The following is a 10,862-nucleotide window of genomic DNA, read 5'->3' on the forward strand; positions in this document are numbered from 1 at the left end:
TTCCCACCAATCCCGAAGTTTGAGGGAGGTTGTGGGAAGCGATGTTTACATCGCGAAGGCTTTAGGCATGGCACAGAACCTTAAGTGAACGGTATTACCTTTCGAGGGGCTTTTTTGTGCCGTTTTACGGCAACGACACGCATCATGCGGTCGTAACACGCAAGAACCTTATTCCCGCTGCAGGAACCGAGCTTGCGAAGGTAACAGCCACAGGCTGGCCGTAAGGGTGAGCGAAGCGAATAACGCCACTTGAGGCGCGAATAGCGGCCCCTCGCAACCCCTTCTGGTTACTCGAAACGACATCCCTCGCCAAGGCTCGGGTTCGCGCCCCAAGCGGCGTTCCTACCCTCGCAACGAATGTACCCCGCGACACGGATATTCCGGTACACTATGCAACCCGAGGCGGCACTCGTTTTGACCGCCCCTGCGGAGTCCTGAATGAAAACCCTGCTTATCCTCGGCGCCCTCAACAGCGCCCTTGCCGTCATGCTCGGCGCCTTCGGTGCCCATGGCCTGAAAGCCCGCGTGGATGAATCCCTGCTCGCCACCTGGGCCACCGCCAGCGAATACCATTTCTTCCACGCGCTGGCGCTATTACTGGTGGGCTTACTGGCGAAAACGTTCGGCGCCTCCAGCATGGTCACTGCCGGCTGGGTGTTGTTTGCCGGAATGCTGGTATTCAGTGGTAGCCTGTACGTACTGGTGTTGAGCGGGCAGAAATGGCTTGGCGCCATCACCCCGCTCGGTGGCACCGCACTAATCATCGGCTGGCTGATGCTGGCCTGGTCCCTTTTCAAACACGCTTGATAAAGATCATGAAGCTCACCGTTAATGGCGATACGCTTTCCCTGGACGGCAATACCATTGCCGATCTGGTAACCCAGCTGGAGCTGGCCGGCCGTCGACTGGCCGTGGAAGTGAACCGGGAAATCGTCCCGAAAAGCCAGCATGCCGATTTTTCCCTGAACGAGGGTGACGTGGTGGAAATCGTCCATGCCATCGGCGGCGGCTGACACTCACACCTGAATTGCCCTGACAGCCAATTACTTACCGAATTATCGAGGCCAGAATGTCCGATCTGCTTACCATTGCCGGAAACACCTACTCCTCCCGCCTGCTGATCGGTACCGGCAAATACAAGGATTTTGACGAGACCCGTGACGCCATCGAAACCAGCGGCGCCGAAATCGTCACCGTCGCCATCCGCCGTACCAATATCGGCCAGAATGCAGACGAGCCCAACCTGCTCGACTACATCACTCCGGACAAATACACCATCCTGCCCAACACCGCCGGCTGCTTTACCGCCGAAGATGCGGTGCGTTGCTGCAAGCTGGCGCGGGAACTGCTGGATGGCCACGACCTGGTGAAACTGGAAGTGCTCGGCGACCAGAAAACCCTGTACCCGAACATAACCCACACCCTGCATGCCGCCCGCGAACTGATCGACGACGGCTTCAAGGTGATGGTTTACACCAACGACGACCCCATCGTGGCAAAAGAACTGGAAGACATGGGTTGCGTGGCAGTGATGCCGCTGGGCTCGCTGATCGGCTCCGGGCTGGGCATTCTCAACCCGCACAACATCAAGCTGATCATGGAAGAAGCCAAGGTCCCCATCATCGTGGACGCCGGCGTAGGCACCGCCTCGGATGCGGCGCTGGCCATGGAAATGGGCTGTGACGGCGTGCTTCTCAATTCAGCCGTGGCCCACGCCCAAAAACCGGTACTGATGGCCTCCGCCATGAAGAAAGCCATCGAAGCCGGTCGCGAAGCCTTTCTGGCCGGGCGCATGCCGCGCAAGGCCTACGCCTCGGCCTCTTCACCGCTGGATGGTCTGAGTCGCTAGTACAAGCCCGCTGCCGGCAGGCAAAAAAACGGCGCCACTCTGGGGGAGAGTTGGCGCCAAGGGGAAGTGTTGACCGTTGATGCTCGTGCACTTCAGGGCAGAGTTGTGCTGAATCTCTGTGCTCACTTTACCCATCATCGATCAAGATAGCGTGAAGAGGGAGCGCTCACCGTCAGCCGGTCCTTTTTGTTATAATCCACTGCTACAACGTCACTCTTTCATCCGCCTCTTTCATAACGGTAGTCCGGCCCCATGCTCGATTTCATCAACCACGATAAAGACCCGGAAACCGGCAAGGTCATGCGCAAGGTGCGCAGCTTTGTCCTGCGCGAGGGCCGCCTGACCGCCGGGCAACGCAATGCCCTGGATAACCTGTGGCCCCGCTTCGGGCTGGAGCGGGATCAGGGCGCGCTGGATCCCGAACGCGTTTTCGGCCGCGATGCTCCGCGGGTGCTCGAGATCGGTTACGGCATGGGCCAGTCGCTGGCCCAAATGGCCGCCGCCGCCCCGGACAAGGACTTTGTCGGTATCGAAGTGCACCGTCCCGGTGTGGGCGCCCTGCTCATGGAAATCGAGCAGCAGGGCCTGAGCAATCTGCGCAGCTACTGCGACGATGCGGTAGAAATTCTGGAGCTGTGCATTCCCGATAACAGCCTGGCGCGGGTGCAGCTGTACTTCCCGGATCCCTGGCACAAGAAAAAGCACCACAAGCGCCGCATCGTTCAGCCCGCCTGGGTGGCACTGGTACAACGCAAACTGCAACCCGGCGGTATTCTGCACATGGCCACGGACTGGGAAAACTATTCCGAACACATGATGGAAGTGATGAACACAGCCGAGGGGTTCAACAATGTGGCGGGGCCAGGCGTCTTCTCGCCGCGCCCGAGCTGGCGCCCGGAAACCAAGTTTGAGCGCCGCGGGGAAAAACTTGGCCACGGAGTCTGGGACTTGTTGTTCGAGAAAAGCGCTTAACAGTAAAGAATTCGGCCTAAAGGCGGGCAAAGAAAAACCGCAGCGCAGGCTGCGGTTTTTCTTTGCTCAATCTCAGCGGAAGTAGCCTTCCACCCCCAAATTTAAACTGTTGTATTCCAGCTCTTCACCCATTTCATCTTCAAAGCTGTAGAAGGTGTAACCCGCGACAATACCGCCGTTCCCCTGATTGAAAAGAAATTTACCACGCAGGCCATAGAAAAAATCCCGACCATCGCTGCTGCTTTTCGACGTCCCGAGGGCAGTGGTAGTAATGGATTCGCCATCCCAGTTCTGCAAACCCAATGCCCCCCAAGTAAACCGTATCCGCAAGTGGGAACATGATATCAGCCGCCAGGTACAAACCATCGGCATCCACCTCATATTCGCCTATCTTCATTCCACCCGTGAACACCTCTCCGGATTGCTCCCCGAATTGGCGGTAGCCAATACGAAAAGAGGAAGCGCCACTAAAAGCATACCCCCAAGTACAGGTCTGGCCCTGTGCTGGCACCATCATCTTCTACGTTGAAACCACCACCCAGAGCATCTTCCAGCTCATCAGCAAAATTACCGGTATCCAGCGCAAAGCCTCCACCCACAAGAAAGCCCCCTCGCAGGCTATCTTCAACAGCCCAGGAGTTTCCGGTGGCCAAGGCCACCAGCAGCGTCACTAGGGAACCTCTGAAAAACTCCTTGCGTACTCAGTCTTTCAGTCTGGTTCGCAATCTATACCCCATTCGGGGCACAGAGGGCGCGCTTTTGAAGGTGTCCCCTAACTGGGATCGAGATATGTCCATCCATCGAAAAAGCGCAACAACGAGTGCGGGCCAGCCTGGATGACCCGAAGCACCCGTTCGGGCATAAAGGCGCGGCCTGAAGCGCAAACCTGCTGCGCCTTGCCTCTCGGAAAGGGAACCACCCTGACCATCAAGACAAGACGCAACAGCTGCACGCTTCAGGCCACGCTGAGCATGCAAGGAGTTTTTCAGAGGTTCCTTAGTTACCGCTACGCCACCTGCGCCAGGGTGAGCTGGGCGAAGCGCGCGAGGATAGCGCTGGCATCGTGGCATTCACGCACTTCCTGCAGATGCGTATCGACCTGCTGCTGGCTCAGGCTGTCGCCACTCAGGGCCTGCAGGTAGGCGCGCATCACATCAGCACTGAATTCCGGGTGAAACTGCACCCCCCACACCCGCTCCCCATAACGGAAGGCCTGGCAGACATCATGCACGTTACTGGCCAGCACCGTGCAGCCTGGCGGTGAAGTAAGCACTGACTGCTTATGCACCACTTGCGCCCACGGATGACCCACCATAGCGCCTAACAACGGATCCTGCTGCCCCGCTGGCGTAAGCCGTAACGGCACCGTGCCCACCGCCATCCCCAGCGGATTATCCGCAACCTCACCGCCCAGAGCCTGGGCCAGCAACTGGTGGCCGAAACACAGCCCCAGCACGGGTAACTGCGGGGTGCTGTGTAGCGTGGCAAACAGCCAGTGGGCCAGCTGCCGCATCCACGGCTGCGCTTCGGTCACCATGGCATGGGAGCCGGTAATCACCACCCCCGCCAACGATGTCGGAGCAGGCAGCGGGCGCGCATCGGTGGCATCCACCTTTATGACCGGCAATGACAGGCCCAGTCCCTGGGCAATCCAGTCATCGAAATCGCCGTAATGCTCACGGATCTGCGGGTAGGTATGACCGGCTTGAATAATGGCGATCGGCTTGTGATTGTTCATAACACTCTCCTTGTGAGAACAACCTCAGCAAGGGGTGTACCAACTTTTCAGGAGCTATAAACCTCAGTTGTAGGAGCTTCGAAACAGCTCGGGCAGCAGCCTCCCGCAGAAACAGGTTTAGCCGCTATATGAGATCCCGGTGCCGCGGGCAACTGGTAAGGTGGTCGTTGACCATGCCGGTGGCCTGCATGAAAGCATAGACGATGGTGGGGCCGACAAATTTGAAGCCGCGTTTTTTCAGGGCCTTGCTCATGGCCTCGGCCACCGGAGTGGTGGCCGGTACCTCCTTGAGGCTGCGGAAGTGGTTGATCTGCGGGCTGCCGTCGACAAAATCCCAGAGGAAATCACTCAAGGTCAGGCCCTCATCACGCATGGTCAGGTACGCCTGGGCGTTACCGATGGTCGCCGCCACTTTCAGGCGGTTGCGGATAATACCCGGGTCGGCCAGTAACGCGGCCACCTTGGCCTCGCCATAGCGCGCCACCTTCTCGGCATCGAACCCATCGAACACCTGTCGGTAATGTTCCCGTTTACGCAGCACGGTAATCCAGCTCAATCCGGCCTGGGCGCCCTCCAGATTCAGGCACTCGAACAGGCTCCGGTCGTCATGGTCCGGCACGCCCCACTCGTGGTCGTGGTAGTGCAGGTAGAGCGGATCATCCCCGCACCAGGGGCAACGGTCGTTCATGATGGTGTTTTCTCCTCGACGGCGGTCTGTGGATCGGTGGATTGTGGGTCGGTGCACCGCGCATCCATGGCGGCTTCATAATCGGCCAGGGTGTGGCCGGGCAGATGCGGATAACGGTCGCCCAGAGTCTGCAAAATCACGATACGGTCCACCCGAAAATGGCGAAACGCTTTGCGCAATTCACACCAACCCACCAGCGTCCAGCAGTGGCCCCAGAAATACAGCCCCAGCGGCCAGATAACCCGCTTGCTGAACTGCTCCTGAACGTCACGATAATGCACCCGCACCTTGCTGCGTTCGCGAATGGCCCGCTGCAGCGGATCCAGCAACGCCCCGAGCATGCGCCGTTCCGGCAAGGCCGGGGCTGACACCGGCGAGGCCAGCGCACGCAGATGGCTGGGCACCGCCATGGCCAGCTTTTCCTGCACCGCACGCAGCGCCTCGGCCTGGCGTTGACCGGCCCAGCCCTGGGCCATGGACAGGCCGGTCAGCAGGGCCTGCCATTCTTCCACACTGAACATCAGCGGCGGCAGCTGATAGCCCTCCAGCAGGGCGTAGCCTTTTCCCGCCTGGGAATACAGCGGCACGCCGCTGGCCGACAAATGGTCCACATCCCGGTAAATGGTGCGCTCGGACACCTGCAGCCGCTCGGCCAGCGCCTGGGCGGTGGTCCACTGGCTGGCCCCGATGACCTGCACAATCTGAAACAGGCGCTCTGCTCGACGCATGATCCTTCCCTGTAGTTAACCTGACGCGGCACTTATCTTCCTCCGTTCCCGATCCGCATTCTAGCGCCAAGCTACTGACACCGTGCTGTCAGTATCCGGTCGGGGCCGCCACCGGTATCACCGACCGGGCCGGGCCGGTATACTTGGCGCCTTTCGCGGCAATCTCTCGCGATCACTCGCAGCAAGACTGGTACCGGAACACCATTACCGAATAACAGGATTCACCATGGCGGAACAACCGCAAACGGATATTTTGACCTTTCAGGGCCTGATTCTGGCCCTGCAACAATACTGGGCAGAGCAGGGCTGTGTCGTTGTGCAGCCACTGGATATGGAAGTGGGCGCGGGCACCTTTCACCCCTCCACCTTCCTGCGCGCCATCGGCCCGGAAAACTGGAACAGTGCCTATGTGCAGCCATCCCGTCGGCCCACCGACGGCCGCTACGGGGAAAACCCCAACCGGCTGCAGCATTACTACCAGTTCCAAGTGGTATTGAAGCCATCACCGGACAATATCCAGGAGTTATATCTGGGTTCGCTGCGCATGCTCGGCTTTGATCCGCTGGTGCACGATATCCGTTTTGTGGAAGACAACTGGGAATCACCCACCCTGGGTGCCTGGGGTCTGGGCTGGGAAGTGTGGCTCAACGGCATGGAAGTCACCCAGTTCACCTATTTCCAACAGGTGGGCGGCATCGACTGCTATCCGGTCACCGGGGAAATCACCTACGGTCTTGAGCGTTTGGCCATGTATATCCAGGGCGTGGATTCGGTCTACGACCTGGTGTGGTCCGACGGCCCCTTCGGCAAGGTCAGCTACGGTGATGTGTTCCTGCAGAACGAAGTGGAGATGTCCACCTTCAACTTCGAACACGCCAATGTGGACGAGCTGTTCAAGCAGTTCGATTTGTTCGAGGGCGAGTCCAGCAAACTGATCGAGGCCGGCCTGCCGTTGCCCGCCTATGAGTATGTGCTGAAAGCCTCCCACACCTTCAACCTGCTGGATGCCCGCAAGGCCATTTCTGTCACCGAGCGCCAACGCTTTATTTTGCGTGTGCGCACCCTGGCCCGGGCGGTCGCCCAGGCCTATTTCGACAAGCGCCGCTCGCTGGGCTTCCCCATGGCGGATGACGCCATTCGCGAAGAAGTGATGGCAGAGCTGCAAAAACAGGATGACAAGGCCGCTAAAAAAGGCGCCGCCGAGAAAGGCGATAGAAAGAAGGGGAAGCAATAATGTCCCGGGATTTGCTGATTGAACTGGGCACCGAAGAGCTGCCCCCGAAAGCATTGGCGTCACTGAGTGCCGCGCTCACCGACGAATTTGTTCGCCAACTGGATGAGGCCGGCCTCAACCACGGTGAGGTGGAACGCTTTGCCGCCCCTCGCCGTTTGGCATTGCTGGTGCGCGACCTGGACGAGAAACAGGCCGATCGCGATATTGAACGCCAGGGTCCCGCCGTGCAGGCTGCCTTCGACAGCGACGGCAACCCGACCAAGGCCGCCCAGGGTTTTGCCGCCTCACTGGGCCTGACCGTGGACCAGCTGGGCCGTCAGGACACCGGCAAGGGCGAGCGCCTGGTGGCGCAGATTACCGAGAAGGGTAAAGGCGCCGCCGAACTGATTCCGGCCTTTTTCACCCAGGCCATCCAGAAACTGCCAATCCCCAAGCGCATGCGCTGGGGCAAGCGCAAGGTGCAGTTTGTGCGCCCGGCCCACTGGCTGGTAGCGCTGTTTGGTGACGAGGTGATTCCTTTCGAATTGCTGGATCTGCAATCCGGCCGTACCAGTTACGGCCACCGCTTTCATGCACCCGGCGCCATCGAACTGGCCAACGCCGGCGAATATGCGGAGCGCATCGAACAAGACGGTCACGTCCTCGCTGACTTTGATCGCCGCAAGGCCATGATCGAAGAGCAGACCCTGGCGGCGGGCAAAAAGGCCGGCGGTGTCGCCCAGATCAACCCGGACCTGCTCAACGAAGTCACCGCCCTGGTGGAATGGCCCGAAGCGCTGATGGGCAGCTTCGATGACGACTTCCTTCGCGTACCCCAGGAAGCCCTGATCAGTGCCATGGAAGAGCACCAGAAGTACTTCTCGGTGCTGGATACTGACGGCAAGCTGATGCCGCGCTTTATTACCATCAGCAATATCCAGTCCAAGGATCCCCAGCAGGTGATCCACGGCAACGAGAAAGTGATTCGCCCGCGCCTGGCCGATGCCGCCTTCTTCTACGACAACGATTGCAAAAGCACCCTGGCCCAGCACGCCGAAGGGCTGGCCAATGTGGTGTTCCAGCAGCAGCTGGGTACCGTGGCCGACAAGTGCCAGCGCATCGGCCGCCTGGCCGCCATGATTGCCGGGCAAATCGATGGTAACGCAGACAACGCCAAGCTGGCCGGCGAACTGAGCAAGGGCGACCTGAACAGCGAAATGGTCGGCGAGTTCGACACCATGCAGGGCATCATGGGTTTCTACCTGGCCCAGCGCGAAGGCCAACCAGACGAGGTGGCCAAAGCCCTGTATGAGCAATACCTGCCACGCTTCGCCGGTGACACCTTGCCGCAGAGCAAAACCGGCATGGCGGTGTCCCTGGCCGACAAGATCGATACCCTGGTGGGCATTTTCGGTATCGGCCAGAAACCCAGCGGTACCAAGGACCCTTACGCCCTGCGTCGCGCCACCCTCGGCGTGCTACGCATCATTATTGAAAATGAACTGGCCCTGGACCTGCGCGAGCTACTGGACCAGGCCGCCGCCCAACTGGGCGAGCGCATCGATGCCAATCAGGTGGAAGATGCCTTCGACTTTATCAAGGGTCGCTACCGCGCCATCTACCAGGAACAGGGCATTGCCACCCCGGTGATCCTGTCGGTGCTGGCCATTGACGAGGCCTGCCGAAAACCACTGGATTTCGACCGTCGAGTAAAAGCCGTGGCCGCCTTCCAGCAACGCGAAGAAGCCCAGGCGCTGGCTGCCGCCAACAAGCGGGTATCCAATATTCTCGCCAAGCTGGACAGCGCACCCCCGGAAGAAATCGATGGCGCCCTGCTGGAAGATGAGGCCGAAAAGACCCTCACCAACATGGTGGTCGCTGCCTTCGAACAGTCCTACGAACTGCTGGAGGCCGGCGACTATGCCAGCGTGCTGGAAATGCTGGCAGACCTGCGCGAGCCGGTGGATGCCTTCTTTGATACCGTCATGGTGATGGCAGAGGATGAGGCAGTCCGCAATAACCGGCTGGCACTGCTGGCGTTCCTGCGTGACCTGTTCCTGAACGTGGCGGATATCAGCCTGTTGCAAGAGTAAGACGCAGCACGCTAAACCAAAGGCCGCTTAATCAGCGGCCTTTGTGTATATCGCGGTAGGAGCGGCGCTTGAGCCGCGAACAACCCCAAGACTGTTATCACTACAGAAACCACCGAGGCTCCCGAAAGTGATGCCTGTGTGTCTTATAGTGATTCAAAGTCCGATTCGCGGCTCAAGCGCCACTCCTACGGTAAAGAGAGAAGACAAGCCCCATGAACAAACTCATCATTCTGGATCGCGACGGGGTCATCAACGAGGACTCTGATGCCTACATCAAGGCCGTGGACGAGTGGATTCCCATCCCCGGCAGCATCGAGGCCATCGCCCGGTTGAGCAAGGCGGGGTATACCGTCACGGTGGCCACCAACCAGTCCGGTATTGGCCGTGGCTATTATGATGTGGCCACCCTGGATGCCATGCACACGCGTCTGCGTGAGTTGGTGGCGGAGCAGGGCGGTGCACTGGGCAAGATCGTCTATTGCCCCCACGGGCCCGATGACGGCTGTGATTGCCGCAAGCCGCTGCCAGGCCTGATCGACCAGATTGTTACCGAGTATGGCGATGTCACCGGAGCGCCCCTGATTGGTGATAGCCTTAGGGATCTTGAAGCGGGAGTCGCTCGCCATTGCACACCGGTACTGGTGCGAACCGGCAAAGGGAACAAGACCCTGGAAAAAGGCCTGCCTGAATCCCTGGGCCCGGTTGCCATTTACGACTCACTGGCTGACTTTGTTGATCACACCTTGAAGGATTAGGCATGACCCAGCACGCGCCACCGTCGCTGTCGATCAAGGTCCGCAGCGCGCTGTTTTTCGTGCTGTATAACCTTGCCGGTATTTTCCACAGTTTCCTCTGTATCCTGATTGGCCCCTTCCTGCCACTTCGCGCCCGCCACCGGTTTATCAACCTGTGGACCCGTTTTGCCATGTGGCTGGACCACCGCCTCAACCGCATTACTGTGAACGTGGAAGGAAGGGAATACCTGACGGATGCCCCCTGCGTCATTCTTGCCAACCACCAAAGTAGCTGGGAAACCTTTTACCTGCAGGTGCTGATTAGCCCGCAGGCCACGGTGCTGAAACGGGAACTGCTGTGGATACCTTTCTTTGGCTGGGGGTTGGCACTGCTTAATCCCATTCGCATTAACCGCAGCGATGGCAAGGCCGCGTTAAAATCGGTGCTGTCTCAGGGTAAGCAGCGCCTGGCAAGCGGCCTTCGCGTGGTGATTTTCCCGGAAGGCTCCCGACAAGCACCGGGTACCCATGGCAAGTTCAACCACGGTGGCAGCATGCTGGCGACTCAGGCCGGGGTGCCTGTCATTGCGCTAACCCATAACAGTGGTGATTGCTGGCCCCGAAAAACCTGGGTCCGTTACCCCGGCACGATCACACTGCGTATCAGCCCTCCCATCGACACGCACAATAAAAAAGCCAAGCAAGTCAGCGCCGAAGCCCAGCAGTGGATTATGGAGCATTACCCCGGTTAAGGAACCTCTGAAAAACTCCTTGCATGCTCAGCGTGGCCTGAAGCGTGCAGCTGTTTCGTCTTGTCTTGATGGTCAGGGTGGTTCCCTTTCCGAGA

General features: G+C 59.3%; 13 protein-coding genes. 8 read left to right on the plus strand and 5 right to left on the minus strand.

The window, feature by feature from the left end; all coding sequences use genetic code 11:
* Positions 1 to 438: 438 nt before the first annotated feature.
* The 4 genes from COA55_RS11010 (at position 439) to trmB (ending at position 2,821) form a co-directional block, all read left to right on the plus strand.
* Positions 439 to 807, plus strand: coding sequence for a DUF423 domain-containing protein (locus tag COA55_RS11010; RefSeq protein ID WP_063520231.1), 369 nt, complete (start codon positions 439 to 441; stop codon positions 805 to 807).
* An 8-nt stretch (positions 808 to 815) separates the two neighbouring features.
* The gene (gene thiS, locus COA55_RS11015; protein WP_063520232.1) at positions 816 to 1,013 is read left to right on the plus strand and encodes a sulfur carrier protein ThiS; all 198 of its coding nucleotides are present in this window, start codon (positions 816 to 818) and stop codon (positions 1,011 to 1,013) included.
* Positions 1,014 to 1,069: 56 nt separating this feature from the next.
* A complete protein-coding gene (locus tag COA55_RS11020) occupies positions 1,070 to 1,849 on the plus strand; it encodes a thiazole synthase (RefSeq protein WP_063537487.1) in 780 nt (259 codons plus the stop codon).
* Between the two features lie 252 nt (positions 1,850 to 2,101).
* Positions 2,102 to 2,821: a tRNA (guanosine(46)-N7)-methyltransferase TrmB gene (trmB, locus tag COA55_RS11025; RefSeq protein WP_290502187.1), complete on the plus strand. Its 720-nt coding sequence runs from the start codon at positions 2,102 to 2,104 to the stop codon at positions 2,819 to 2,821.
* Between the two features lie 72 nt (positions 2,822 to 2,893).
* On the opposite strand, the gene COA55_RS11030 is transcribed toward trmB, so the two are convergent.
* The 5 genes from COA55_RS11030 to COA55_RS11050 all read right to left on the minus strand — a co-directional run bounded on the left by COA55_RS11030 (position 2,894) and on the right by COA55_RS11050 (position 5,975).
* Positions 2,894 to 3,118 (minus strand): hypothetical protein, encoded by a 225-nt coding sequence (locus COA55_RS11030; protein ID WP_231880735.1) that lies wholly within the window; start codon positions 3,116 to 3,118, stop codon positions 2,894 to 2,896.
* A gap of 170 nt (positions 3,119 to 3,288) precedes the next feature.
* Positions 3,289 to 3,492: a hypothetical protein gene (locus tag COA55_RS11035; protein WP_063519302.1), complete on the minus strand. Its 204-nt coding sequence runs from the start codon at positions 3,490 to 3,492 to the stop codon at positions 3,289 to 3,291.
* A gap of 335 nt (positions 3,493 to 3,827) precedes the next feature.
* Entirely contained in the window at positions 3,828 to 4,559 is a 732-nt protein-coding gene (locus tag COA55_RS11040) for a glutamine amidotransferase (protein WP_063521420.1), read from the minus strand.
* 124 nt (positions 4,560 to 4,683) lie between these two features.
* Positions 4,684 to 5,247: a DNA-3-methyladenine glycosylase I gene (locus COA55_RS11045; protein ID WP_290502189.1), complete on the minus strand. Its 564-nt coding sequence runs from the start codon at positions 5,245 to 5,247 to the stop codon at positions 4,684 to 4,686.
* On the minus strand, positions 5,244 to 5,975 hold the full coding sequence (locus tag COA55_RS11050) for a YafY family protein (protein WP_063519953.1): 732 nt from the start codon (positions 5,973 to 5,975) through the stop codon (positions 5,244 to 5,246). Before COA55_RS11050 ends, COA55_RS11045 begins: the two co-directional genes overlap by 4 nt.
* A 226-nt stretch (positions 5,976 to 6,201) precedes the next feature.
* Between COA55_RS11050 and glyQ the strand changes: the two genes are divergently transcribed.
* From glyQ to COA55_RS11070, 4 genes are all read left to right on the plus strand, one after another.
* Positions 6,202 to 7,209, plus strand: a complete 1,008-nt coding sequence (gene glyQ / locus COA55_RS11055; RefSeq protein WP_063519954.1) for a glycine--tRNA ligase subunit alpha — start codon at positions 6,202 to 6,204, stop codon at positions 7,207 to 7,209.
* Positions 7,209 to 9,281 carry a glycine--tRNA ligase subunit beta gene (gene glyS / locus COA55_RS11060; RefSeq protein ID WP_290502191.1) on the plus strand — a complete coding sequence of 691 codons (2,073 nt, stop codon included), beginning with the start codon at positions 7,209 to 7,211 and terminating at the stop codon, positions 9,279 to 9,281. Before glyQ ends, glyS begins: the two co-directional genes overlap by 1 nt.
* Before the next feature lie 212 nt (positions 9,282 to 9,493).
* Positions 9,494 to 10,036 carry a D-glycero-beta-D-manno-heptose 1,7-bisphosphate 7-phosphatase gene (gene gmhB, locus COA55_RS11065; protein WP_290502192.1) on the plus strand — a complete coding sequence of 181 codons (543 nt, stop codon included), beginning with the start codon at positions 9,494 to 9,496 and terminating at the stop codon, positions 10,034 to 10,036.
* A gap of 2 nt (positions 10,037 to 10,038) precedes the next feature.
* On the plus strand, positions 10,039 to 10,767 hold the full coding sequence (locus tag COA55_RS11070; protein ID WP_290502193.1) for a lysophospholipid acyltransferase family protein: 729 nt from the start codon (positions 10,039 to 10,041) through the stop codon (positions 10,765 to 10,767).
* Positions 10,768 to 10,862 lie beyond the last annotated feature (95 nt).

The sequence above is a fragment of the Alcanivorax sp. genome, assembly GCF_002733835.1.
Lineage (GTDB): Bacteria > Pseudomonadota > Gammaproteobacteria > Pseudomonadales > Alcanivoracaceae > Alcanivorax.

Coding starts and splice junctions, on each gene's coding strand:
- COA55_RS11010 (WP_063520231.1), top strand. CDS start 439: ATGAAAACCCTGCTTATCCTCGGCGCCCTCAACAGCGCCCTTGCCGTC.
- thiS (WP_063520232.1), top strand. CDS start 816: ATGAAGCTCACCGTTAATGGCGATACGCTTTCCCTGGACGGCAATACC.
- COA55_RS11020 (WP_063537487.1), top strand. CDS start 1,070: ATGTCCGATCTGCTTACCATTGCCGGAAACACCTACTCCTCCCGCCTG.
- trmB (WP_290502187.1), top strand. CDS start 2,102: ATGCTCGATTTCATCAACCACGATAAAGACCCGGAAACCGGCAAGGTC.
- COA55_RS11040 (WP_063521420.1), bottom strand. CDS start 4,559: ATGAACAATCACAAGCCGATCGCCATTATTCAAGCCGGTCATACCTAC.
- COA55_RS11045 (WP_290502189.1), bottom strand. CDS start 5,247: ATGAACGACCGTTGCCCCTGGTGCGGGGATGATCCGCTCTACCTGCAC.
- COA55_RS11050 (WP_063519953.1), bottom strand. CDS start 5,975: ATGCGTCGAGCAGAGCGCCTGTTTCAGATTGTGCAGGTCATCGGGGCC.
- glyQ (WP_063519954.1), top strand. CDS start 6,202: ATGGCGGAACAACCGCAAACGGATATTTTGACCTTTCAGGGCCTGATT.
- glyS (WP_290502191.1), top strand. CDS start 7,209: ATGTCCCGGGATTTGCTGATTGAACTGGGCACCGAAGAGCTGCCCCCG.
- gmhB (WP_290502192.1), top strand. CDS start 9,494: ATGAACAAACTCATCATTCTGGATCGCGACGGGGTCATCAACGAGGAC.
- COA55_RS11070 (WP_290502193.1), top strand. CDS start 10,039: ATGACCCAGCACGCGCCACCGTCGCTGTCGATCAAGGTCCGCAGCGCG.